The following is a 23,758-nucleotide window of genomic DNA, read 5'->3' as shown; positions in this document are numbered from 1 at the left end:
TTTTTCTTTAGTAGACGGCATGCTTTGCGCCCCGCTCATCCATACACGGCGGCGCCCACGATGAGCTGATCAGGAGCCAGCTAAAAAAGAGACGAACGAAAAATGTTTTCGTAACTTATCGGCCAGAGAGCGGTTAAGCATTGCGGCTGATGAAGAGAGCCCGATGACAAAGAACGCCCCTGTCTCTGTTAGCATTGATGGTAGTCTTTATTCCCCGAGCCTGAACCGCGCGTTGTTCGCACTATGCGCATTGAATTTTTTCATGGCCGATGTCCAGGCGGGTATAGGCCCTTTTCTGGGGGTCTTTCTTCAGGACCATGGCTGGCGGACAGGACCAATCGGATCTGTCATGACTGCGGGCGGCATTGCCGGAATGATCGCAACCATTCCTGCCGGTGCGCTTGTCGACCATACCACGAAAAAACGTTCGCTCGTCATTGTGGCGGCGTTATGCGCCATTTCCGCCTCGCTCCTTTTATTGAGTTCACAATCTGCGTTCGTCGTGACGATCAGCCAGTTTGCGACGGCTTTGGCTGGCGCCGCGATCGGCCCTCTGATGACGGGCGTAACGCTTGGGATCGTGCGCCAGAAAGGGTTCGGTGCGCAGACAGGTCGTAATCAGGCGTGGAACCATGCTGGTAACATGGTTGGGGCCGGGCTTTCCGGCTGGCTGGGCTTGCGTTTCGGCCTGTCAGCGATTTTCTGCCTCGAAGTTGCGTTTGGCCTGTTCGCCATTGCGGCTGTCCTCACGATCCCGGCGAAGTCCATCGACCATAATGCCGCACGTGGGCTGCAGACTAACGAGAATCATGATGATGGCAGGATCGAGGGACTGAGGTCGTTTCTACGGCATAAGCCCGTCCTGATACTGGCGGCGTGCCTTTGCTTCTTCCATCTTGGTAACGCTGCAATGCTGCCGCTTTACGGAATGGCGGTCGTCAGCGCGGGCAAAGGCGACCCGGCAATGTTCACCGCGACGACAGTAGTGGTTGCTCAGGCCGTGATGATCATCGCCAGCCTTTTAGCAATACGCTTCGTCAGGGAACGTGGCTACTGGATCGTATTGCTCATATCGTTCGCGGCATTGCCATTACGCGCCGTGGTCGCAGGGAGTTTCATTCAGCACTGGGGCGTGTGGCCCGTACAATTTCTTGATGGAATCGGCGCCGGGCTCCAGAGCGTCGCCGTACCCGGGCTGGTGGCGCGTCTTCTTAGCGGAACCGGGCGGATCAATGTCGGGCAGGGCGTCGTTATGACCGCGCAGGGAGTGGGAGCAAGCCTTTCTCCTGCGCTCGGCGGTTGGCTTGCCGAGGATCTCGGTTATTCAGCGGCTTTTTATACTCTTGGCTGTTTTGCAATCATGTCTCTGGGGCTATGGATCTGCGCGGCTTCGACAATGCGCTCCGCTGACGGAGTCCCTGCATGACGTTTCATCATGAAGCGATCTGGGCGATCGCCGTAATGACAACCGCGGGCATTATTGTCCGGCCGTTCCGGGTCGCGGAATGGGTATGGGCAGTGACGGGGGCGGCCCTGCTGGTGCTCACGGGACTGTCGCCGCTGTCCACGGCATGCGCCGGCATTTTGAAAGGAGGAGACGTATACCTCTTCCTGACGGGCATGATGCTGCTCAGCGAAACGGCGCGGGCGAACGGCGTCTTCGACTGGATTGCAAACTGGGCCGTCAATCACGCAGCGGGGTCTAGGGTCAGACTGTTTACGCTGGTGTATCTTGCTGGCGTCGTTGTGACGACATTCATGTCCAACGACGCAACGGCCGTTGTCCTGACGCCTGCGGTGCTCGCGGCGGCGACCAAGGCGGAAGCTGATCCGCTTCCGATGTTGTTCGCATGTGCGCTCGTCGCCAATGCCGCCAGCTTTGTTCTGCCAGTGTCCAACCCGGCTAATCTGGTCCTTTATAACGGCGCACTCCCGGCTCTCGGGTCGTGGATGGCTTCATTCGCGTTGCCGTCATTGATCGCGATCTCGACGACATATTTCGTGCTGCGTCTGATGGAGTTGAAGCGCCTGAGACCGCCGTGCGCTGCTCGGGTCGAAACGATTCGGCTTGCCGCGGGTGGCAAGGCGGCCCTTGGTGGCATTGTCCTGACGGCGTTACTCCTCGTGACGGCATCCGCTTTCGACCGGCCTCTTGGAATGCCTACGGCGTTTGCTGGCGTTGCGACGGCTCTGGGAGTGTCCGCGATAGCCCGGTTTTCGCCGTTGACGCCCCTGCGGGAAATTTCCTGGGGCGTTCTACCGCTTGTGGCCGGATTGTTCGTTCAGGTGGGAGCGATCGAAAGTACCGGGCTGGTCAGGCAGATTGCCCTCTGGCTTCAGGAAGTCACGAAAACTGCCGCTGCGATCGGGGCGTTTGGTTCTGGCGCCATTCTTGCGGTTGTCTCGAACATCATAAACAATCTGCCGGCCGGGTTGATCGCGAGTGAGGCAATAGCACACGCTCACGCGTCACGGCTGGTGGTGGACAATCTGTTGGTCGGGGTCGATCTCGGTCCAAATCTCTCCGTTACGGGGTCTCTGGCCACAATTCTCTGGCTGCAGGTGATCCGTCGCGGCGGCGAAAATGTCGGGTTTTTGCAATTTCTGAAGGTGGGAGCGGTGGCAATGCCTGTTGCGCTGTTCCCGGCACTTTGTGCTCGACTTTTGATTGGGTAGTGGCGTCGTGAAGAACACGCTTCATCAGGAGAAGCAGCGCGAATGTTCTGGATGGAGAATTGGAGAGATATTGCTGATGTCGTCGCGGCGCTTTCGAACATTTTCTAATTCGGGGTGAGACGCGCTCGCTCTGCTTTCGTCCTGCAGTTTATGCCGTCGGGGCACGGTCAAATAGGGCGGACTGCTTATGTCCGGTATCCAGCGCCTGTACGTCATGGCGGCGCGATCAATCGGCATCGCCATGAAGCAGCGCGAAATGTTCGAGACGCGGACGCTCGTCTGGACGGTCAATCTTTTACCATCGCTGATCGTTATGCGAGTGCGGGAATATCCGCGTAGGGTGGTTCGAAGGGACGGCGCCTGTCCTGAAAGGCGTGGGCTGGCCGGGTGAATGTCGACCTGGCGCTTGCGCGCATCATGAAGATGATGGACGTTCGCTCGGCGGCTGACCGGGATCGTGCCATCAGGAACGGGCGGCGACTCAACAGTCTTATAGACGAAGACGCGCACGGGACCTTGCGTCAGACCAGTTCTCAGCATTGTCAAAAGGGATATCATGATGACCGGACCATCGGACTACGTGCCTCCTAAAGTCTGGACGTGGACAGCGCCTGATGGCGGAAAAGCTTCCAGCACAAACCGTCCGACAGCAGGGGCTACCCATGACAAGCCGCTTCCTGTGGGCAAGCATCCCCTTCAACTCTACTCTTTGGGTACGCCCAACGGTGTGAAGGTCACAATCCTGCTCGAAGAGCTGCTGGCCGCAGGGCACAACCAGGCGGAATATGACGCCTGGCTCATCCGTATTGGCGATGGCGATCAGTTCGGCTCAGGCTTCACGGAAATCAATCCGAATTCCAAAATCCCGTCGCTTGTCGACCATAGTTATGAACAGCCGATAGCCGTTTTTGAATCTGGCTCCATCTTGCTGTATCTCGCGGAAAAATTTGGGGCGTTCATCCCGAAAGATATTGCTCACCGGACAGCATGCCTCAACTGGCTTTTCTGGCAGGTGGGAAGCGCGCCCTATATCGGCGGCGGCTTTGGACACTTTTATGCGTACGCGCCGGAGAAAATAGAATACGCGATCAATCGTTTTTCTATGGAGGCCAAACGCCAACTGGACGTGCTGGACCGGCGCCTTGCGGAAAGTCCTTTCATCGCGGGCGATGAGTATACCATTGCCGATATGGCGATTTTTCCATGGTATGGCGGTCTGGTGGAGGGTTGGCTTTATAATGACGCCGCCACATTCCTGAGCGTACAGGACTATCCTCACCTCAAGGCCTGGGCGGATCGGCTGTTGGAGCGGCCTGCAGTACAGCGTGGACGCATGGTCAACCGGGTATTCGGAGAGCCGTCCAGTCAGCTCCATGAACGACATGACGCTTCGGATTTCGAGACTAAAAATCAGGGTCGATTGGTCAAGAAATCTTGAAGTTTTATATTTGAAGAAATTTTGGATTTTCGATTGCACCTGTGGTCGGGAATCCGAATGTTGAGAAATTCTCATATGGCAATGTGAATACTGTTTACGGATACTCTCTGGCATTCATGTTGATGCTCATTTTTTGAGGCGTCGAGAGAAACAGGCGTCTCACCTGCTTTCAATATCCACCATATTTACAAAAGCCATAACCGGCTTACCCCATATGATTCATCCGAACCATCGCCCGGATGAATCATATGGGGTAAGGTATCGTCTTGCTGAGCATCACGTTCATAATTACGATACAGAAATGTGTATCTCACGCCGCATCACGCTGTTCCTGCCTGTTATACTCCTCGCCGTATGTGGCGTCGCTTCGGGAAATATTCCGGGAGATCCGGCCTATGCGGAGAGCCTCAAGCCAACATCTCCGAAGCAGCCTGGCGCGATTGACGAGGCGCGCATGGCGCAGGCGGATGCCGAACCGCAAAACTGGTACGCGACGAACCGGACGTTTGCGGCCGATCATTACTCCCCGCTTAGCCAGATCAATGATTCCAATGCCGAGAGGCTTGGCTTTGCCTGGCAATACAATACCGGAACCACGCGTGGTCTGGAGGCGTCGCCCGTTGTGATCGACGGGGTCATGTATGCGACCGGAAACTGGGGAGTGGTCTATGCGCTCGATGCGGCGACGGGGCGCGAGCTATGGACATTCAATCCACATGTCGACGGACGATGGGCCAGGCGGGCGTGTTGCGACATTGTCAATCGTGGCGTGGCCGTATGGAAAGGCAGGGTCTATGTCGCAGCGCTCGACGGACGGCTCTTTGCGCTGGACGCCGGGACCGGGCGACAAATATGGGTTCGCGATACGATCATCGACCATGATCGTTTTTTGACCAGCACCGGCGCGCCGCAGATCGCCGGAGGCAACGTCGTCATCGGCAATGGCGGCGCCGAGATGGGTGTGCGCGGTTACCTCACTGCTTTCGACGCCGAGACCGGCGCTTTTGCATGGCGCTTCTTCATTGTTCCGGCCGACCCGTCCAAACCGCAGGAGAATCCTGAACTGGCGATAGCGGCGCCGACCTGGGGCCCGAAGAGTCGTTGGGACGTGGGGGGAGGCGGGGCTGCCTGGGACGCGATGGCATATGATCCCGAGTTGAATCTCCTGTATGTCGGGACAGGCAACGGATCTCCACACCCGGCGTTCGTTCGCAGTCCGGGCGGGGGCGACACGTTGTTTGTGTCTTCAATTCTCGCGCTTAATCCAAAAACCGGTCGCATGAAATGGTATTATCAGACGACACCCAAGGATAGCTGGGATTTTACCGCGACGCAGCAGATGACGTTGCTCGATCTGACGATATCTGGAAAGTTGCGGAAAGTTCTGGTTCAGGCACCGAAAAACGGATTTTTTTATGTCCTTGACAGAGCGACTGGAGAATTGATCTCGGCGGAAAAATATACCGACGTAAACTGGGCTGATCATATCGACATGAAAACCGGACGGCCCGTGTTTACGGCTCAGGGGGATTACTCGCGCGAGCCGAAGCTGGTTTATCCCGGGGAGGCGGGCGGCCATAACTGGCGGCCGATGTCATATAGTCACAGGACGGGATATGTTTATATCCCAACGCTGGATTTCCCGATGGTTTTTTCACTGTCGCGCGATCTTGCCTACCATCGCGGCACGGACAATTCGATGGATGTCACGGACCGCGCCGCGATATCCCGTGCACAGAAAGGCGAAGCTGATATCCCGGTCATTCGCCACGATACGTTGCAGGCCTATGACCCGGTTCATCAGCGGGCGGCATGGTCTGTGGTTACAAGCACGGATCCCGAGCAAAGCGGAGGCGTGCTTTCGACAGGCGGCGATATCGTGGCGCAGGGGGATGCGACCGGATTTCTGAACATATACGACGCCAGAACCGGAGCGCCGCTCAGCCATATTCGCGTCGGCACAGGAATCATGGCCGCGCCTGTCAGCTATGCCGTCGCCGGACGTCAGTACATTGCAGTTATGGCCGGTCTCGGTGGAGCGTCCGCCTGGGAGTTTCCAGAAAATTCGGCGGGGTATCGCTATGGCAACGCAGGGCGCATTGTGGTTTTCGCGCTGGACGGCGGCGCTGTGCCGACCCCGGCGTTGGTCGATCGTTCGGTGGTCGCGATATCGCCGCCATCTGGAATCAGGACTTCGCCCGAGATGATTGCGCGCGGCGCCCGTCTTTTTGACTACGCTCGTTGTTCGGGATGTCACGTTCCTGGAAAAGCCGGTATTGCCCCAAATCTTTTGACGATGCAGGAGTCGACGCATCGCGCGTTTGACCAGATCGTTCTCGGTGGTGCGCTTTCCGCGGCCGGAATGGCGAGCTTTTCCGATATCTTGACACAATCCGATGCGGACGACATCCACGCCTATCTGGCGAACGAAGCGAAAAATGCCGCGACAGGGTACGTCGCGGTGCGCCATTGATGCGTCTCGCGAGCGGGTAAAGGATGCACGTCAGAACAATTGGGTCGCGGCTACGAAATGCCGTAAGTGGATACGCTTCCGGAATACGGCGATGGCTCGATCCGACGTGCGAAGAGACGAGCCGAAGACCGGGGAGGAAGAGCAACTCGCTCGTGTCTATCGTGCGTCAGGTGGTTGCTTCACATTCGTAACAGTCTTGCGCGCCCGGGCGGGGCGTCCTTAACTCCCGGCACACGCTCACTATTCGGATTTTGCAATGCCCAGCCGTCCACGCGCCAGAGAACTAGCCCTGCCTCTTCCTGGCGCACCGGGCCCGCTGAATGCGATTACAGACGTTCCGGGCGTGCGGGTCGGCTACAAGACGCTGATCTCGGGTGAAGGCGAGCACGCGATCAGGACTGGCGTGACGGCGATCCTGCCGCGCGCGGAAGATGATCTGCTGCACCCCGTTCTCGCGGGCAGTTTTTCAATGAACGGTAATGGCGAACTGACTGGCTGTCACTGGATCGACGAGGCCGGATGGTTCATGGGCCCGATCACGCTGACCAACACCTGCTCGCTGGGCATCGCGCATCACGCGACGGCGCGATGGATGTTGAAGACTTTCCCCGACGTGATGGGAGAGACGCTCTGGCCCCTTCCCGTGGTGGGGGAGACGTTTGACGGGTGGCTGAACGACATCGCCGGACAGCATGTGACGGAGGCCGACGTGCTGGCTGCGATCGAAGCGGCCGCAGCCTCTCCGGACTTCGCGCCGGTGGCGGAAGGGAATGTCGGCGGTGGGACGGGGATGATCGCCTATGAGTTCAAGGGCGGCACGGGCACGTCGTCGCGGATCGTGCGAACAAAGGCTGGCGAATATACGCTCGGCGCGCTGGTGCAGGCCAATCACGGTCGGCGATCGTGGCTGACGGTTTGCGGCGCAGCGGCAGGGCGCGCCATGCCGGAAGATGCGCTGTGGCCATCCGAGCGCGGGTCGATCATCGTGATCCTTGCGACCGACGCGCCGCTGGAATCGACGCAGTTGCGGCGTGTAGCCAAGCGGATCGGTATCGGTATCGGGCGTGGGGGCACGCCGTCGGGGAATAATTCCGGCGACATTTTTCTGGCGTTCAGCACGGCCAATGATCCTGGTGTCTTTCCGGGCGCGCCGTTGCGGCGGATCGAGGCGTTGAGCGACGAGGCAATGGACGACGTATTCATGGCTGCGGTCGAGGTTGTGGAGGAAGCGGTGCTGAATGCGATGCTCGGCGCGGAGACGATGGTGGGACGGAGAGGACGGCTTGTGCGGGCGATCGATCCTGAGCGCTTGAAGTCGCTTGTCTGCGCCCCGCCCGGAGGCGCCGCATGACGAATGTCGTTACGCAGGACCCCGCCATTTCGGGAAAAGGGGACGCTGTCGTCCATGTCGACAGCGCGGACGGAAAGCTGCCCGGATTAAAGCGCAGCATGGGCCTGCTGGGCGTGCTGATGATCACGTTGTCGGCGATCTCCCCGGCGTCATCCGTGTTCATCATCGTGCCGGGCATTTTCGCGACGGGGGGCTCCGGCGCGCTGATCGCCATGGCTGTGGGCGCGCTGGTCGGGTTGTGCATGTCCTTCGTCTACGCCGAACTGGCTTCGGCTTTTCCGCTTTCGGGCGGCGAATATGCGATTGTCGGCCGCATCCTTGGCCCGTTCGCGGGCTTCGTCGTGTTGGGCGTGGGGGTGATGCAGCTGATCGCCATTCCTGCGGTCATGGCGGTTGGGATCGGCGTCTATCTCGACGTGCTGGTCCCCGGAGCGCCGCCGGTCGCCGCCGCCGTGTTGACGGTGGCGCTGGCGGCGGGCGTATGCGTGCTGCATCTGCGGGCCAGCGCGGTGGTGACAGGGGCGTTTCTGGCCGTCGAGTTGCTGGCGCTGGCGGCGCTGGCTGCGCTCGGGTTCTTTCATGCCGCGCGGCCGCTGAGCGAAGTGGTGCTGCATCCGGTGTTTCTCGACACAACCGGAACACTGTCCGTAGTGCCTCCGACGTTGATCGCCATGGCGGTGTCGCTGTCGATCTTCTCCTACAACGGTTACGGTTCAGCCGTGTATTTCGGCGAAGAGACGCATGACGCGTCCCGCCATATCGGTCGGACAGTGTTGCTCGCGCTGCTGGTGACGGTCATTTGCGAAATCGTGCCGGTCATTGCTGTTCTTCTGGGCGCGCCGGATTTGCGAACGTTCTTTTCATCGCACGACATGATGGGCGTGATCTTTCTGTCCTACGCAGGGCCGGTCGCAAACGTTCTGGTCAGCTTCTGTCTTGTTCTGGCGATTCTGAACGCCGTGATCGCCAATCTGTTGATGTGCTCCCGCCAGCTTTACAGCATCGGACGCGATCGCATCCTCCCTGCGCGGTTGAGCGACGGTCTGACAGTGATTCATCCACGCTTCAACTCGCCCTGGGGCGCGACGTTCGCGGCGGGAGCGCTTTCCGGCGCTGCGTGTCTGATCAGTGAGCAGATGCTGCTGATTATCACCGGCAGCGGAATTCTGGTGATGTATATGGCGCTCTGTCTGGCGGTGATCGTCGGGCGGCGTAACGGGCTGACCGCAGGGGGACATTACCGTATGCCGCTGTTTCCGCTACCGCCCCTGCTGGCGTTTCTGGCGATGGTCGGCGTGACGGGAATGAACTGGATGGACGCGCAGGTCGGACGCCCAAGTCTGGTGCTGACCCTGTTCGTGGCGCTGGGAGCCGGAGCCTATTACCTGCTGGTGCTGAGCCGTCGCGGGTGGCGGATGCAGGGACCGCAGAGTTGAACGCGTCGGAGATCAGGGCTGCGACGCCGGACGATTTGACGGCGATCGCCACGCTATGGCGGGAAAGCACGATCAGCATGGACGGCGGCGCGCCGAGGGTCCACGACGTGGAGGCGCTGCGCGCCCGGCTTCAGTCGGAAGGATGGCGGATCGAGGTCGTGGAAAACGACGACAGGATCACAGGATTTCTTGCAGTTCGTGAAAGAGAACGCGTGGTGGATCAGTTGTTCGTGGCGCCGTCGGCGCAGGGCGCGGGCCTTGGCGCAAGGTTATTGCGACGCGCGCAGGCGCTGATGCCGGAGGGCTTCACGTTGCGCACGCCGTTAAGCAATCTCGCGGGCCAGAGGTTTTACGAACGCCATGGCCTGATCATGCTGCGCGACGAACCCCATCCACAGGCCGGGTTTCTTGTCCGGTATTACGGATGGTCTCCCTGAATGTCGCGTGGCGGCGTGAGCGGTCAAGCGCCGAGCCTTCGTTATGTGACAACGCGTCTTGGATGCGCCATGCCTCCAAACTGGAAAAAGTCTTTTTGCTTCTTTTTCTTCAGAAAAAGAAGAAGCGCCCAAACTCCCCGCCACACACCCGCTCAGGCGTAACGCCGCGCGCCCGCCACACAGGCGACAACGACCATCGTGACGCCGCACATCGCCCACGACACGGCCTCCCCCAACACGGCATGGGCAAGGATCAGGCCGAAAAACGGTTGCAGCAACTGCAACTGTCCGACGCTTGCGATGCCGCCGAGCGCGAGACCGCGATACCAGAAGATAAACCCGACAAGCATACTGAACACCGAGACGTAGGCGAGGCCCATCCACGCCGACGACCCGATGGCGGCCCAGCCGCCGGGCTCGGTGGCGAGGGCGAGCGCCGCCATCGCCGGGGACGCCAGAACGAGCGCCCAGGAAATCACCTGCCAGCCGCCAAGACGACGCGACAGTGCTGCTCCCTCCGCATACCCCAGCCCGCATAACGCCACGGCCGCGAGCATCAGCGTGTCGCCCGCGACAGACCCTCCGCCGCCATGCGTCAGCGCAAAGCCCGCAACACTCGCAGCCCCAGCAAGGGAGAACGCCCAGAAGACCGCGCCGGGGCGCTCCCCGCCGCGGAGAACGCCGAACAACGCCGTCGCAAGCGGTAGCAGGCCGATAAAGACCAACGAATGGGCGGAGGTGATATGGCGCAGGGCCAACGCGGTCAGCAGCGGAAAACCGATGACCACGCCCAGCGCCACGACGCCCAGCGACGGCAAATCCCTCCGCGCAGGGCGTCGCTCCCGCAGCGCCACAAGCAGCAACGCGCCGAGAGCCGCTGCGATCAGCGCGCGCGCCGCCGTCAGAAACAGGGGCGAGAACCCGGCGACCGCAAGGCGCGTCGCAGGCAGCGACCCGCTGAAAATCAGGACGCCCAGCAGCCCGCTGCCGAATCCTTCTGTCGACGTTTTCATGAAGTCCCCCACGATTTTCGGGAACAGTAGGCGGTTCGGCGCTGGCGGCGACAGGAACAGTTCAGTACAATAGCAAAGAACTGTACCGATACTTTTTACCATACGGATTGGAAGCGATGACGGCGCGAGGCTCCCGCACGGCGGATGTGGTGATGGCGATACGCGCGCGCATAAGCAGCGGCGCATTGGGCGTGGGAGACCGCCTGCCGTCGGTCCGGCGATGCGCTGACGCGATGGGCGTGTCCCCCTCGACCGTGGTCGAAGCCTATGACCGGCTGGTCGCGGAGGGAGCCATTCGCGCCCGCGCAGGCTCCGGGTTCTACGTCGCGGGGGCCGCGCCGGCACTCGTGCTGACGGAGGCGGGACCACAGTTCAACCGGGAGATCGACCCGCTCTGGGTGTCCCGGCAATCGCTGGACGCGGCGCCCGATGCGCCACGCCCCGGCTGCGGCTGGCTCCCGGCGGAGTGGATGCCGGGCGACGCGATCCGGCGCGCCATGCGGGCGGCGGCGCGCGGCGACGACGCGCTGCTGGCCGGATACAGCCCTGCGCGGGGCTCCCTGCCGTTGCGGCGGCTGCTGGCGCGGCAATTTGCGGCAGAAAACCTGCCCGTCGCGCCGGACCAGATCCTTCTGACCGGCTCCGGGTCGCAGGCGCTGGACCTTGTGTGCCGCCTGCTGCTGCGTCCGGGCGATACGGTGCTGGTCGATGACCCGTGTTACTTCAATTTCCGCGCGCTTTTGCGGGCGCATCGCGCGAACGTGGTCGGCGTCCCTTATGAGGCCGACGGACCGAACGTCGAACAGTTCGCGCAGATCGTGGCGGAGGCGCGGCCCCGGCTCTACGTCACCAACTCGGCGCTGCATAACCCGACGGGCGCCACGATCTCGCCGCGCGTGGCGCACCGTGTCCTGAACATCGCGGCGGAACACGACATGATCGTCGTGGAGGACGATATCTTCACCGATTTCGAACCTGAACCGTCGCCGCGTCTGGCGACGCTGGACGGTCTGCGTCGCGTCATCCGAATCGGCAGCTTTTCCAAGACCCTGTCTGCGTCTTTACGTTGCGGCTATATCGTGTCCACGCCGGAATGGATCGAGGCGCTGACGGATCTGCAGGTCGCGACGTGCTTCAGCGCCGTGTGTCCTGTCGCCGCCGAGGTGACGCTGTCGATCCTGAGCGACGGCGGATACCGCAAGCATATGGAGGCGTTGCGGCGCAGGCTGGCCACGGCCAGACGCGAGACGACGAAACATCTTGGTCAGATCGGAATTGTTCCACATCTGACGCCGCGCGGCGGGTTCTATCTTTGGTGCGCGCTGCCGGATGGCGTGGACGCGGAGACGCTCGCCCGCGTCGCCCTGCGGGATGGGCTGGTGCTGGCGCCGGGCGACGTGTTCAGCGTCTCGCGCACGCTGGCGGACTCCATGCGGTTCAATGTGGGGCAGATGGGGGGGCGAGGGGTGTATGCGGCGTTGCGGCGGGCGGTTGGGGAGAGTGTGGGGTTCGATAGTGGAGTTGAGGTCTGAGTAGAGACAGTCGATGCGTTCGTACGGTGGGTGCGGAATTTCAGCTTATGTCCCTCAAGTCGGAAGTGCAGTTGTCCAGACCATTTTTTGCTAGTGGACGCCTCCACTGCAAGCGCCCATTGCCACTTTGGGCGGTCTAGAGATTGGTAGTTTTTGCCGAGGCCATCAAGTAGATGGATCGTTTATATGCAGGCTGAGAAGCGTTTTGCAGCATCGTCCAACATTTTTCCGGTGGTAACGTTCGGACTAACCGATTACCCGTCGGCAAGCATGCGATCGATCCAGCGGTCTAGATCGTTGCGTTCGACCTTGCCTAGCAGGTAACGATCTCGTTCGATACGCGCGAGCGCGCCGCGGGTGAGTACCGAAGTGGTGACAATGATCGCCTTGCTGGCGCCATGCTCTAGGCGCGTGTCAGCGAGTTCGCGTACTATCGAAAGCTGGACCTTCCGATCGGCTCTCAATTTCTTGGCCTGCCAAACGGACTTAAATAACCCTGCGCCCCCCAGATCGCGGATCGCTACGACATCTACACCACCATCCTTGGTACCTTTCATGAGTTCGACCTGATAACCATCGAACTCCAGCATCTGCGCTATCAATTGTTCGAATTGCCTCCAGTTTAAGTCGTCCAACTGCAATAACTTGCGCTGGATTTTCACCAGCAGCGGGATGCTCGGCGCAAGCGGGCGCAAATGCGCCTGCGTCTCTGCAATCGCCAAAGCATCAGGATCAAAGAAGGCGTGATCGAAGGCGAATTTACTATCGACCTGCCAATCGGGCGCCCTTTGCCCCACAAACAGCGCACGCGAGCCCGGAAAGCGAGAGAGGGCGTCTGAAGCGATCGTTTCCAATCGATTGGCCGCCCCCTCGATGCCATCGAACAGGAGTAGCCAGCGTGTACCCGGTATCGCGCTCCGCCAGATTGAGTCTGGATCGCGCGCAAGTTCCGCATGGGTGGTTGCGAGACTGGCTGTGATTACGTCACCGAGTTTGGCGCCGAATGGCCAGTTGTTTTCCCAGTCCCTCTTCAGCACATGCTGATCCGCGACAAATAGGACGCGGTCTGCTAAACCTTGCTTAAGCATGCGCGTCGCGGTTGCACGAGTGGTGACGGTCTTGCCCATGCCAGCGCCTGCGATGAGCAAGGTTCTGGAATCGCTCCTTACTAGGAATTGATCAACGAAGTCTGCTTGGTGTGGTCGAAGCCGCAGGCTTGGGAAGTCATCCATCGCACGAGGCTAGCAGCGTTGCGACCACATCGCCCAGTGGGCCAACGCCGGTTTTCGGCTGACTCCCATCTCGTGTGGGGGGGCTTGAAGCAGTTGGCCGGCAATCGGGACGCGCCAATGAGCTAGGGAACGGCGACGAGAGGGGTGAAGCTGTCACGAATGTGGATCGCGTAAATGGCTGCTTGCTCATTTTCCTGCCTAACTGCCGACCTTCCATTCATCCCGCAAATCCGGACAGCCCCTTCCATCTCACTGTCTCCCATGCCACCCCACCAGAACTGTGCCATGGTGCCCCCCCCGACCACCGCACGGAAAGCCTTGATGTCCCACCCAGTCGCCCCGCCCGCCGCCCGCAAGGATCCTCGCACCATCGAGCAACTCGGGCGCACCCGCACCGACGATTACGGGTGGATGAAGGATGACAACTGGCAGGCCGTTCTGCGCGACCCGGCATTGCTGCGCGCTGATATTGCGGAGCATCTGCGCGCGGAGAACGCCTACAGCGATTCCGTTCTGGCCTCGACACAGGCGTTGCAGGCGGAGATCGTGGCGGAGATGAAGGGGCGGTTGCGGGAAGACGAGTCCTACCCCGCGCTGCCGCATGGCGTCTGGCGCTATGGCGTTCGGTACGAAGCCGGGGCGCAGCAGCCGCGCCATGTGCGGTATCACGAGGATCGCGCCGATCAGGAAGAGGTGCTGCTCGACGCCGACGCCCGCGCCAAGGATCACAGCTACTACGTGGCGCGTTCGGCGACACACAGCCCCGATCACGCGCTGTTCGCCTGGGCGGAGGACACGCAGGGCTCGGAAATCTACACCGTTCGGGTGAAGGATCTGGCGAGCGGCGCGCTGTTGCCGGTCGAGATCGGTGACTGCTCAGGAAATTTCGTATTCTCGCCCGATTCACAATATATTTTCTGGACATGGCGTGACGAGAACGGGCGCCCGGTGAAAGTGTTCCGCCGCGCCGTCGCGGGCGGCGCCGATGAACTGGTTTACGAGGAAAAGGACCCCGGCTTCTTCGCGGGCGTCGCGTCCACCCGCTCTGGGCGCTGGATCGTCGTCAGCTCCAACGATCACGACACGGCGGAAAGCTGGGTCGTGCCGGGCGACGACCCCACCGCGGCGGCGCGTTGCGTGGCGCCGCGCGAGAAGGGCGTGACTTACGATTTGTCGCACTGGGGCGACCGCTTCGTGGTCCGCACCAATCTTGGCGACGCGACGGATTTCCGCCTGATGACGATTCTGGACGCGCAGATCGGCGACCGTGCGGCGTGGCGCGAACTGGTTCCGCATCGTCCGGGCCGTTACATCACCGACTGCACGGCGTTCGCCGATCATGTCGTGTGGGTGGAGCGCGTGGACGCGAACACGGCGATCCAGATCCTGCCGCGAGAGGGGGAGGCCCATCATCTGGCGACGGATGAGGACGCCTACACGCTGTCCCTCGACGGCTCCTATGAATTTGCTACGAACGAGCTGCGCTACTCCTATCAGTCGCCGACGACGCCGCGCCAGTGGCTGTCCTACGACATGGCGACGCGCGAACGCTCGCTGCTGAAAGCGCAGGACATCCCGTCAGGCCACGATCCGGCCGATTACGTCTGCCAGCGGCTGTTCGCGAAGGCGCCGGACGGAGAGAGCGTGCCAATCACGCTGCTGCGTCGTCGCGATGCGCCGGAAGGCGTTCCGGCGCCGACGTTGCTTTACGGATATGGGTCATACGGCATCTCCATCGACCCGACGTTTTCGACCCGCAATCTCAGTCTGGTCGATCGCGGCTGGGTCTACGCCATCGCGCATGTGCGCGGCGGGGCGGAGAAGGGATGGAACTGGTTCCTCGGCGGGCGGGGAGAGACCAAGGCCAACACGTTCACCGACTTTATCGCCTGCGCCGAGCATCTGATTACTCAGGGCGTGACGGAGGCAGGGCGCATCGTCGCGGACGGTCGCTCTGCGGGCGGGATGCTGATGGGCGCGATCGCGAACATGCGGCCGGAGCTGTTCGCGGGAATCGTCGCCGTGGTGCCGTTCGTTGACGTTCTGAACACCATGTCGGACGACACGTTGCCGCTGACGCCGCCGGAGTGGCCGGAGTGGGGCAATCCGCTGACCGACGTTGCGGCCTATGACCGCATCGCCGGGTATTCGCCGTATGACCGGATCGAGGCGAAGCCCTATCCCACGGTGTTCGCCATCGGCGGTCTGACCGATCCGCGCGTGACCTATTGGGAGCCCGCGAAGTGGATCGCGAAGCTGCGCGAACATTCGACCTCCGGACGACCGCAGTTGCTGCGCATCAACATGGAGGCCGGGCATGGCGGCGCGTCCGGGCGGTTCAAGTCGCTGGACGAGGCGGCGCTGATCCATGCTTTCGCCATCTGGGCGGAAGGGGCCGCGCGTCGGGGCTGACGCAGCGCCGTAGCGGCCGGTTCGCCCCGCCCGTTCGCTCCGTCGCACGAAGTGGGGTATGCTCGGCGTTCTGCGCCGTGTGTGGATGTGCTCCATTCGAAACGAATCGGAGGCGCAGCACAGCGTGAAGCCCACCTGCGCGTCATTCCCTGATCCACCGCGCGAGTGGTCGGACGGCGCAAGGCGGGGCCATATTTTACGCCGCCCCAGGGAGGAAGCAGGTTCGGATGTCCAAGACCGGTCAGACATTGATCGAGCCGCCGCCCGGCGCGCATGCCGCGGGCCGCACGCCGCCTGCGGATCTTCTGACCCCGTCGCCCGCGGAGGCCGAGGCTTCCACCCCGGCCCAGCGCTCGGTCATCATGCGGTCGCAGTGGCGTGCGCGGGAATTTCTGGGCATCGCCATCGCGGCGGTCGCCCTCTACACCATCGCAGGGTTTCTGACCGCGCTGGTCTGGGGCGGCGTGTTCGCGATCGCGACATGGCCGCTCTATCAGCGCACGCGCGAACGCTGGCCGCGTCTCGCCAACGGCGTCACCTTGCCTCTGCTCTTCACGGCGGCGCTGGCGCTCATTTTCTTGATCCCCCTGATCATGGTGGGGCTGGAGGCGGCCAAAGAAGCGCAGGGCATGCTTGAGCTCATGCAGAGCGCCCGAAGCTCCGGCATTCCGGTTCCAAGATGGGCGCATCACCTGCCGCTCGGCGCGGAAAGCGTGGTTGCCTGGTGGGAGAACAATCTGAGCAACCCGGAAGACGCGCACGAGTTCTTCAGTTCGCTCGACAGCCGCAGCATGGCGGTGACGAAGGCCGTGGGATCGCAGGTAGCGCACAGGACCACCCTTTTCTGCTTCTCGTTGCTGACCCTCTTCTTCCTCTACAAGGACGGCGCCGCCGCCGCGCGGCAATGCACGTTCGCGTCGCGCCGTCTGTTCGGCCGACGGGGAGAGGTGATCGCGCGCCAGATTGTCGCCTCGATCCACGGCACCGTCGCCGGTCTGGTGCTTGTGGGCGTGGGCGAAGGACTGCTGATGGGCGTCGTCTACCTGCTGGCGGGCGCGCCCCATCCGGCCCTGTTCGGGGTAGTGACGGCGATTGCGGCGATGATTCCGTTCTGCGCGATGATCGCCATCGGTCTGGTGTCCGTCCTGATCTTCATCAAGGGCGCGACGGTCGCGGCGATCAGCGTCTTCGTTATCGGCGCAGTCGTCATCTTCGTCGCTGATCATTTCGTCCGCCCGACCCTGATCGGCGGCAGCACGCAATTACCTTTCCTCTGGGTGTTGCTTGGTATTCTCGGCGGAGCGGAAACCTGGGGGATGCTGGGTCTGTTCGTGGGGCCGGCCGCCATGGCGGCGTTGCATCTGGTGTGGCGTAGCTGGACCCGCGAGCGCGGAGGCGACAAACTGGCCTGATCCTGCGCGAAGCGGCTCCGGCTGCCTCGCGCGCAACCCTGCGTCGGGCAGTCGCGGTGATCTTCACGTCAGCCACCGCTTTCGCGCGCAGCATTTCCCGAGGACGCCCATGACCGCGCTTACCCCGCAAAACACCCCGCTGCTCGGCTTTATCGGTTTTGGTGCGATGGCGACCCGAATGGGCGTCCATCTGCGCAACGCCGGTTACGGCGTGATTGCCTACACCCCGTCCGGCAAGAGCGGCGACCCTGCGGTCGAGATTCTTCAGACCGCCCGCGCGGTCGCGGAGAAGGCGGATGTCGTCATCGCCTGCGTGCCGGATGATGAGGCGCTGGAAGCCTCGATGTACGGTGAAAACGGCGCTCTGGCGGGCATGAAGGCGGGCGGCGTGTTGCTCAACACTTCATCCGTTTCGCCCGAGGCGACGGACGCACTGCTCGCGGCTGGACACGCGAAAGGCGTCGCGGTGCTCGACGCCCCGGTCTCCGGCAGCACGCCAGAGGCGGAGGCGCACGCTCTGGTAATTCTGGTCGGCGGCTCTGTGGAAGAGGTCGCAAATGCCGCGCCGATCTTCGACACCATTGGCAAGATGACCATCCATGCAGGTCCCTCTGGCAGCGGAGCGAAGCTGAAACTGGTGGTGAACGGCATCATGGGCGCGGGCCTGACCGCGCTGGCGGAGACTGTGTCTTACGGGCTGGCCTCGGGGCTGGACCGCTCGATGCTGTTCGACGCGCTGGATCAGGTCGCCGTGATTTCCCCGCATCACAAGAGGAAACTGAAGGCGGCGAAAACTGGCGACTTCGCCTCGCAGTTTCCGTCGCGGTTGATGCAGAAGGACATGCGCCTTCTGGTCGACGCCATAGCCCGACAGGCGATACCGGCGCCCACTCTGGCGGGCGCCCTGCAGGTGTTGTCGCTGGGCCGCCACAGCCGCCCGAACGACGATTATTCGGCCGCCATCGCGGTCATGGAGCGGTTCGCGGCCAACGACGCATAGAGAGCGTCGCGAGACCGCGGCACTTCAGGAACTCGGCAAGCTGGGGGTAATGTGACGTTGATCGTCTGACCCGGTTTGCCGGGCGATATATGCTCATGGCTTTTCTGAAGCCCTGCGGGGTTGTGAAGGTCCAGATCAGTTGCCGACGAATCCTGAAAGTGCCGCAGTGTTTCGGGATCGCGGGGTTTGGTTCGCCTAAATGATTTTCTATGCGATATGCATTGCAAGTTACATTTTTACACGTGGGAGTGTCGAATTTTGAACCGTATCAGGCCAGCTTATATTCTGACTGGTGTCCTGTTCTTTGGAAGCGGGTGCGCAGATAATAAATTTTCAAACTATGGCAGTAATTATATTACTCCAGAGCAGGCGGTGATGGCTGCGGCAAGAACGGAGAGCGGAATTTCCGGAAAATTTCTCATGACGGTCCAAGCCACGGGTTATGATAAAGGTAACTTATATCTTAATTCAGAAAAAGATTATAGAGATCAGAGGAATCTTAGTATTGAAATCGATCAAGAATTAATAAAAACGCTTGAAGCGCGCTTGCATGAAAACCCGTCTACCTACTACCTTAATAAGCGCATAGAAATTTCTGGTACTGCGTTGAAAGTGAGGATAGCCTTCGTAGTTAATGGAGAAATAACTGACAAGTACTACTTTCAAACTCATATAGATTTGGAAAATGCAAATAGCATACGGGTGATAAACTGAGTTGAGGCGGTGTATGCTGATCGTTCTCTCTGAAGTGGCGAGCGGCGACCGTTAGTCAGACGTTGTAGATCTAAGCGTCCGGCGCGACGCCTTTGGCGCGGTATGTGGCCATGCGGTCCGGATTTACGGATCTGTTTTGGACATTGCACTGCGTCTGCGCGAGGGCCCAGGCAAGCTTAACCACCAATCTCTCCGCTTTGCCGAGAGTGTGCTGCAGTGTGGCGTTATCAAGTGTGCCGATGTGGAGTGGGCTTTGACTGACAGGCGCCTGCAAGGTCCATCAGTTCCCAGACTCCGGACTGGATGCAAGCTGTTGAAGCCTCTCCGTCCTCTCTTCCCGCTATGGCAATGCACAGATGATGCATTGTCGGATTTTTTTTCGGCGAGGCGATTAACAGGCTCATTGTGGATTCGTCGGGAACAAAGAGGGAAAGCTAAGCGCAGGCGGCGGCCCGCCTGTCGCTGCACAGTTTATCCACAGAGTTATTCCAACACCTGTCCACGGAATCTGTGGGTAATATGACGTTAATGTGTCAGGCGAGTTGCGCCAAAAACTGGCTGAAATCCGCCATACACGGAGAATCTGGCTGTCAAGGCCAAGAATCAGCTTGCGTTTCTCATCCGCTGGGGAAAGTGCGAGTCCTGCGTTTCATTCACAGGTCGCGCTACGCGGGTGATCCCGCATTCAATGCGGAGCATTTTGGCACGTTATTTAGAAGAGCCCTGACCGTTAGGTGGCAAAACATCGTCGCGTGCTACGGGCACCGTTTGCTGTCTCCGTGGCTGCTCCAACATCTTGCCAGCGATCCTGCGGCATAGTCAGGCGCACGGAGTGGCAGCGGTGTCTGAGGACCAATTGATGCATCTTTCCGCCCCACAAACGTGTGACGGTGGACGTGTAACGCAGCATCGCAGGCCCCGATTGAGATCTCTGCTTAACTCATTAATTTTCTTGGAGAAATTTTGCTGGGGCGAACGACGGGGATCGAACCCGCGACAACCGGTACCACAAACCGGCGCTCTACCGACTGAGCTACGTCCGCCACACAGCGGCCCCGTCATTAGACAAGACACGCGCGTCAGTCAACGGCGTTGTGCGCGCCTCCCGGGCGGATTACGCCCTGGCGACCCAGTTCCGCAGCCGGAGGATGGCTTCTTCAAGAACGGCTGGTTGCTTGCAGAACGCGAAACGCACGAAGTGGCTCGGGGCCGGGCCGCCCGCCGGGTCGTAGAAAGCAGAAACCGGGATCAGTGTGACGCCTGCTTCGACCGTCGCCCGTTTGCACCACGCGACGTCATCCTCTCCGGGACGAGTCGCGGCGCCCAAAGGGCGGATATCGGCGGTCAGGAAGTAAGTCCCGTCGGAGGGCAGCACGCCGAATCCCAGATCGGACAGGCCAGCGGCGAGGATGTCGCGTCGGAGCCGCATGCCTTGCGACAGTTCCGTGAAATATCCCGTGTCCTGATCCAGGCCGATAGCGACTGCGCGCTGAAGGTTCGGCGCCGTGGCGAAGGTCAGGTTCTGGTGCGTTTTGGCGATCACGGACGCCAGCGCCCGCGGCGCAGTGATGTAGCCGACCTTCCAGCCGGTGAAGGAGAAACTCTTGCCCGCACTGCCGATCCGCACGCAGCGTTCGCGCATGCCGGGAAGCGTCATCAGCGGCGTGTGGCGGGCGTCGAAGACGAGATGCTCGTAGACCTCGTCGCAAATGGCGTAGGTGTCGTGCTCCTGCACCAGTCCGGCGATGAACGACAGCTCTTCCTGCGTGAAGACCTTGCCCGTCGGGTTCATGGGCGAATTCAGCAGGATCGCCTTCGTCTTCGGTCCGAACGCGGCGGCGAGTTCGTCGCGCGGGAGAGACCAGTCGTGCAGGTTCAGACGAACGAGGCGCGGCGTTGCGCCGAGCAGGCGGATGACCGGCAGATACGTGTCGAACGCCGGTTCTATGACGATGACCTCGTCTCCGGGATTCAGCAGGGCGGCGAAGGACGCGGCAAGGGCTTCCGTCGCGCCGGACGTCACCACCACTTCGCTCGCCGGATCGATGTCGAGCCCGTAAAAACGTGCGTTCGAGCGCGCCACCGCTTCGCGAAGCTCGGGAAGGCCGGTCAGCGGGGCGTACTGGTTGCGCCCGTCGCGCAATGCCGCGGCTGCGGCCTCGACAAGATGCGCGGGCCCTTCGGTGTCCGGAAAACCCTGACCAAGGTTGATGGCGCCGTGCTGCTGCGCCAGCGCCGACATCACGGTGAAGATGGTTGTCGGAAGCGCGGCGGTCTGGCCGTTAAGCGGTTTCACGATCTCTCCCTCGGGTTCTGAGATAATAAACGATATCGTAGGTTGGATTTTCTGTCGCCCGATTTTTGCAAGTAGATCTTGCTTGGGCAAGCCGTTTACTGCGCGTGTCGCTTGCAACTGAGGCGCACGGCTGACGTCGCTGTGGCCGGGATTGCATGGATGCGGCGTCGAATATTATTTCGCAGTCAACCCGATTGCTCCGCCCGGCGTCCCGTGCGAACTTTACGCCTGACGGGCGCGGCGCCCGGGCGCACGGACGCGCCGTCGCCGCCAACCAATAGCGGAGCGTGCGGGCCAGTTCGCCCCTATACAGATGAAGTGTGACGACGCGGCATGAAGAAGATCGAAGCCATCATCAAGCCATTCAAGCTCGACGAGGTGAAGGACGCCCTTCACGAACTCGGTCTGCAAGGCATCACGGTGATCGAGGCGAAGGGATTCGGTCGGCAGAAAGGACACACCGAGCTGTATCGCGGCGCGGAATATATCGTCGATTTCCTTCCCAAGATGAAGATCGAGATCGTGTGCCCCGACGACCTTGCGGAGCGGGCTGTCGAGGCGATCACGGCGGCTGCTCGCACCGGCCGAATCGGCGATGGGAAGATTTTCGTGCTCCCGGTCGATGACGCCATCCGAATCCGCACCGGCGAGCGGGGTGGCGACGCGATCTGATCGGTCCGGCCCGCGCGCTTTGGCTTTCTCTGCGTGTGGCGGAGAGGCTTGCGGCTCCGGACGACATGGGACAAACAGTTTCGGTATGACACCGGAGTGGGCGCCGATCTCGGCCAGCCCCTGGCGGCGTCGACAACAGCACGCCGCCAAACGGCGTTCAACAGGCAGGTAAGGGCTATTATGGCGAAGAAAGAGTCCGGTTCGACCAGCGCGGCTGCAGCTGCGGTTGCCAAGGTCTTCGACCTCATCAAGGAACACTCGGTCGATCTGGTGGACCTGCGCTTCACCGATCCCCGCGGAACCTGGCACCACACGACGCAGCACGTGTCGACGATCGAGGAAGACACCTTCACCGAAGGTTTCATGTTCGACGGTTCGTCGATCGCTGGCTGGAAGGCGATCAACGAGAGCGACATGGTTCTGCTCCCGGACGCCACCACCGCCGTCATGGACCCGTTTTCGGCCAAGCCGCAGCTGATCCTGATCTGCGACATCATCGACCCCGCCACCGGGCAGTTCTACAACCGCGACCCGCGCTCCACCGCGAAGCTGGCTGAGAAGTATCTGCAGTCCACCGGTCTGGGCGACACGGCGTTCTTTGGCCCTGAAGCTGAATTCTTCATCTTCGATAACGTGCTGTTCGGCACAGGCCCGAACTACGGCAAGTTCCAGCTCGACAGCATCGAAGGACCGGGTGCGTCCCTGAAGGAATACCCCGAGGGCAACCTGGGCCATCGTCCGGGCGTCAAGGGCGGCTACTTCCCGGTCGCTCCGGTGGACAGCGAGTCCGACCTGCGCGCTGAAATGCTGACGACGATGGGCGAAATGGGCCTGCCGATCGAGAAGCATCACCATGAAGTCGCGCAGTCGCAGCATGAGCTCGGCACGAAGTTCGACACGCTGGTTCGCTCCGCCGACTTCATGCAGATCTACAAATACTGTGTGCACAACGTGGCCGTGTCCTACGGCAAGTCCGCGACGTTCATGCCGAAGCCGATCTACGGCGACAACGGCTCGGGCATGCATGTCCACCAGTCGATCTGGAAAGCGGGCAAGCCGACTTTCGCTGGCAACGGCTACGCAGACCTGTCCGACACGGCGCTTTATTACATCGGCGGCATCATCAAGCACGCGAAGGCTCTGAACGCCTTCACGAACCCGTCGACCAACTCCTACAAGCGCCTGATCCCCGGCTTCGAGGCCCCCGTGCTGCTGGCTTATTCGGCCCGCAACCGCTCGGCGTCATGCCGTATCCCCTACGCGACCAACCCGAAGGCGAAGCGCGTCGAGGTTCGTTTCCCGGACCCGACCGCCAACCCGTACCTGGCGTTCGCCGCCATGCTGATGGCTGGTCTGGATGGCATCAAGAACAAGATCCACCCGGGCGACGCCATGGACAAGGATCTCTACGACCTGCCGCCGGAAGAGCTGAAGCAAATTCCGACCGTCGCGGGCTCGCTCCGCGAGGCGCTTGAGTCTCTGGCCGCCGATCACGAGTTCCTGCTCGCAGGCAACGTGTTCACGAAGGATCAGATCGAGAGCTACATCGAGATCAAGTGGCAGGACGTGTACCGCTTCGAGCACACGCCGCACCCGGTCGAATTCGAGATGTACTACTCGGTCTGATCGTCTTTCGACGCCGGATTACTGGAAACGCGGCCTTT

Annotated in this window: 18 protein-coding genes and 1 tRNA gene; 15 read left to right on the top strand and 4 right to left on the bottom strand. The window is 61.2% G+C overall.

What is annotated here, in order from left to right:
• Positions 1-163 precede the first annotated feature (163 nt).
• The 8 genes from J2D73_RS02495 to J2D73_RS02460 all read left to right on the top strand — a co-directional run bounded on the left by J2D73_RS02495 (position 164) and on the right by J2D73_RS02460 (position 9,811).
• Positions 164-1,426: an MFS transporter gene (locus J2D73_RS02495; protein ID WP_207879052.1), complete on the top strand. Its 1,263-nt coding sequence runs from the start codon at positions 164-166 to the stop codon at positions 1,424-1,426.
• On the top strand, positions 1,423-2,676 hold the full coding sequence (locus J2D73_RS02490; protein ID WP_207879050.1) for an arsenic transporter: 1,254 nt from the start codon (positions 1,423-1,425) through the stop codon (positions 2,674-2,676). Before J2D73_RS02495 ends, J2D73_RS02490 begins: the two co-directional genes overlap by 4 nt.
• Before the next feature lie 187 nt (positions 2,677-2,863).
• Positions 2,864-3,067, top strand: a complete 204-nt coding sequence (locus J2D73_RS02485; RefSeq protein WP_207879048.1) for a hypothetical protein — start codon at positions 2,864-2,866, stop codon at positions 3,065-3,067.
• A 165-nt stretch (positions 3,068-3,232) separates the two neighbouring features.
• Entirely contained in the window at positions 3,233-4,114 is an 882-nt protein-coding gene (yghU, locus tag J2D73_RS02480) for a glutathione-dependent disulfide-bond oxidoreductase (protein WP_456304354.1), read from the top strand.
• Between the two features lie 301 nt (positions 4,115-4,415).
• The gene (locus J2D73_RS02475; protein WP_207879047.1) at positions 4,416-6,587 is read left to right on the top strand and encodes a PQQ-dependent dehydrogenase, methanol/ethanol family; all 2,172 of its coding nucleotides are present in this window, start codon (positions 4,416-4,418) and stop codon (positions 6,585-6,587) included.
• A 256-nt stretch (positions 6,588-6,843) separates the two neighbouring features.
• On the top strand, positions 6,844-7,938 hold the full coding sequence (locus J2D73_RS02470) for a DmpA family aminopeptidase (RefSeq protein WP_207879045.1): 1,095 nt from the start codon (positions 6,844-6,846) through the stop codon (positions 7,936-7,938).
• Entirely contained in the window at positions 7,935-9,374 is a 1,440-nt protein-coding gene (locus J2D73_RS02465; protein WP_207879044.1) for an APC family permease, read from the top strand. Before J2D73_RS02470 ends, J2D73_RS02465 begins: the two co-directional genes overlap by 4 nt.
• Positions 9,371-9,811, top strand: a complete 441-nt coding sequence (locus J2D73_RS02460; RefSeq protein ID WP_207879042.1) for a GNAT family N-acetyltransferase — start codon at positions 9,371-9,373, stop codon at positions 9,809-9,811. Before J2D73_RS02465 ends, J2D73_RS02460 begins: the two co-directional genes overlap by 4 nt.
• 152 nt (positions 9,812-9,963) lie before the next feature.
• On the opposite strand, the gene J2D73_RS02455 is transcribed toward J2D73_RS02460, so the two are convergent.
• A complete protein-coding gene (locus J2D73_RS02455) occupies positions 9,964-10,824 on the bottom strand; it encodes a DMT family transporter (RefSeq protein WP_207879040.1) in 861 nt (286 codons plus the stop codon).
• A 116-nt stretch (positions 10,825-10,940) separates the two neighbouring features.
• Between J2D73_RS02455 and J2D73_RS02450 the strand changes: the two genes are divergently transcribed.
• Complete coding sequence (locus J2D73_RS02450; protein WP_207879038.1) at positions 10,941-12,356, top strand: aminotransferase-like domain-containing protein; 1,416 nt, start codon at positions 10,941-10,943, stop codon at positions 12,354-12,356.
• Positions 12,357-12,610: 254 nt separating this feature from the next.
• Here J2D73_RS02450 and J2D73_RS02445 read toward each other — a convergent pair whose 3' ends face one another.
• Positions 12,611-13,588 carry a restriction endonuclease gene (locus J2D73_RS02445; RefSeq protein WP_207879036.1) on the bottom strand — a complete coding sequence of 326 codons (978 nt, stop codon included), beginning with the start codon at positions 13,586-13,588 and terminating at the stop codon, positions 12,611-12,613.
• Between the two features lie 321 nt (positions 13,589-13,909).
• Between J2D73_RS02445 and J2D73_RS02440 the strand changes: the two genes are divergently transcribed.
• The 4 genes from J2D73_RS02440 to J2D73_RS02425 all read left to right on the top strand — a co-directional run bounded on the left by J2D73_RS02440 (position 13,910) and on the right by J2D73_RS02425 (position 19,126).
• On the top strand, positions 13,910-16,000 hold the full coding sequence (locus J2D73_RS02440) for a S9 family peptidase (protein ID WP_207879034.1): 2,091 nt from the start codon (positions 13,910-13,912) through the stop codon (positions 15,998-16,000).
• A 227-nt stretch (positions 16,001-16,227) separates the two neighbouring features.
• The gene (locus J2D73_RS02435; RefSeq protein ID WP_207879032.1) at positions 16,228-17,412 is read left to right on the top strand and encodes an AI-2E family transporter; all 1,185 of its coding nucleotides are present in this window, start codon (positions 16,228-16,230) and stop codon (positions 17,410-17,412) included.
• A gap of 109 nt (positions 17,413-17,521) precedes the next feature.
• The gene (locus J2D73_RS02430) at positions 17,522-18,412 is read left to right on the top strand and encodes an NAD(P)-dependent oxidoreductase (RefSeq protein ID WP_207879030.1); all 891 of its coding nucleotides are present in this window, start codon (positions 17,522-17,524) and stop codon (positions 18,410-18,412) included.
• Positions 18,413-18,670: 258 nt separating this feature from the next.
• The gene (locus tag J2D73_RS02425; RefSeq protein ID WP_207879028.1) at positions 18,671-19,126 is read left to right on the top strand and encodes a hypothetical protein; all 456 of its coding nucleotides are present in this window, start codon (positions 18,671-18,673) and stop codon (positions 19,124-19,126) included.
• A gap of 967 nt (positions 19,127-20,093) precedes the next feature.
• Here the strand turns inward: J2D73_RS02425 and J2D73_RS02420 are convergent.
• Positions 20,094-20,169, bottom strand: a tRNA-His gene (locus tag J2D73_RS02420).
• Positions 20,170-20,240: 71 nt separating this feature from the next.
• The gene (locus J2D73_RS02415; RefSeq protein ID WP_207879236.1) at positions 20,241-21,425 is read right to left on the bottom strand and encodes an aminotransferase; all 1,185 of its coding nucleotides are present in this window, start codon (positions 21,423-21,425) and stop codon (positions 20,241-20,243) included.
• A gap of 330 nt (positions 21,426-21,755) precedes the next feature.
• On the opposite strand from J2D73_RS02415, the gene J2D73_RS02410 reads away from it, so the two are divergent.
• Together J2D73_RS02410 and glnA are read left to right on the top strand one after the other, a co-directional pair.
• Positions 21,756-22,094 (top strand): P-II family nitrogen regulator, encoded by a 339-nt coding sequence (locus J2D73_RS02410; protein WP_026397510.1) that lies wholly within the window; start codon positions 21,756-21,758, stop codon positions 22,092-22,094.
• Positions 22,095-22,274: 180 nt separating this feature from the next.
• Positions 22,275-23,720, top strand: coding sequence for a type I glutamate--ammonia ligase (gene glnA, locus J2D73_RS02405; protein ID WP_207879234.1), 1,446 nt, complete (start codon positions 22,275-22,277; stop codon positions 23,718-23,720).
• Positions 23,721-23,758 lie beyond the last annotated feature (38 nt).

The organism is Acetobacter sacchari (assembly GCF_017377715.1).
Classification (GTDB): Bacteria; Pseudomonadota; Alphaproteobacteria; order Acetobacterales; family Acetobacteraceae; genus Acetobacter; species Acetobacter sacchari.
This window is presented reverse-complemented; position numbering and strand designations above follow the sequence as displayed.

Coding starts and splice junctions, on each gene's coding strand:
- J2D73_RS02485 (WP_207879048.1), top strand. CDS start 2,864: ATGTCCGGTATCCAGCGCCTGTACGTCATGGCGGCGCGATCAATCGGC.
- J2D73_RS02435 (WP_207879032.1), top strand. CDS start 16,228: ATGTCCAAGACCGGTCAGACATTGATCGAGCCGCCGCCCGGCGCGCAT.
- glnA (WP_207879234.1), top strand. CDS start 22,275: ATGGCGAAGAAAGAGTCCGGTTCGACCAGCGCGGCTGCAGCTGCGGTT.
- J2D73_RS02495 (WP_207879052.1), top strand. CDS start 164: ATGACAAAGAACGCCCCTGTCTCTGTTAGCATTGATGGTAGTCTTTAT.
- J2D73_RS02430 (WP_207879030.1), top strand. CDS start 17,522: ATGACCGCGCTTACCCCGCAAAACACCCCGCTGCTCGGCTTTATCGGT.
- J2D73_RS02455 (WP_207879040.1), bottom strand. CDS start 10,824: ATGAAAACGTCGACAGAAGGATTCGGCAGCGGGCTGCTGGGCGTCCTG.
- yghU (WP_456304354.1), top strand. CDS start 3,233: ATGATGACCGGACCATCGGACTACGTGCCTCCTAAAGTCTGGACGTGG.
- J2D73_RS02470 (WP_207879045.1), top strand. CDS start 6,844: ATGCCCAGCCGTCCACGCGCCAGAGAACTAGCCCTGCCTCTTCCTGGC.
- J2D73_RS02440 (WP_207879034.1), top strand. CDS start 13,910: ATGTCCCACCCAGTCGCCCCGCCCGCCGCCCGCAAGGATCCTCGCACC.
- J2D73_RS02445 (WP_207879036.1), bottom strand. CDS start 13,588: ATGGATGACTTCCCAAGCCTGCGGCTTCGACCACACCAAGCAGACTTC.
- J2D73_RS02490 (WP_207879050.1), top strand. CDS start 1,423: ATGACGTTTCATCATGAAGCGATCTGGGCGATCGCCGTAATGACAACC.
- J2D73_RS02475 (WP_207879047.1), top strand. CDS start 4,416: ATGTGTATCTCACGCCGCATCACGCTGTTCCTGCCTGTTATACTCCTC.
- J2D73_RS02450 (WP_207879038.1), top strand. CDS start 10,941: ATGACGGCGCGAGGCTCCCGCACGGCGGATGTGGTGATGGCGATACGC.
- J2D73_RS02410 (WP_026397510.1), top strand. CDS start 21,756: ATGAAGAAGATCGAAGCCATCATCAAGCCATTCAAGCTCGACGAGGTG.
- J2D73_RS02465 (WP_207879044.1), top strand. CDS start 7,935: ATGACGAATGTCGTTACGCAGGACCCCGCCATTTCGGGAAAAGGGGAC.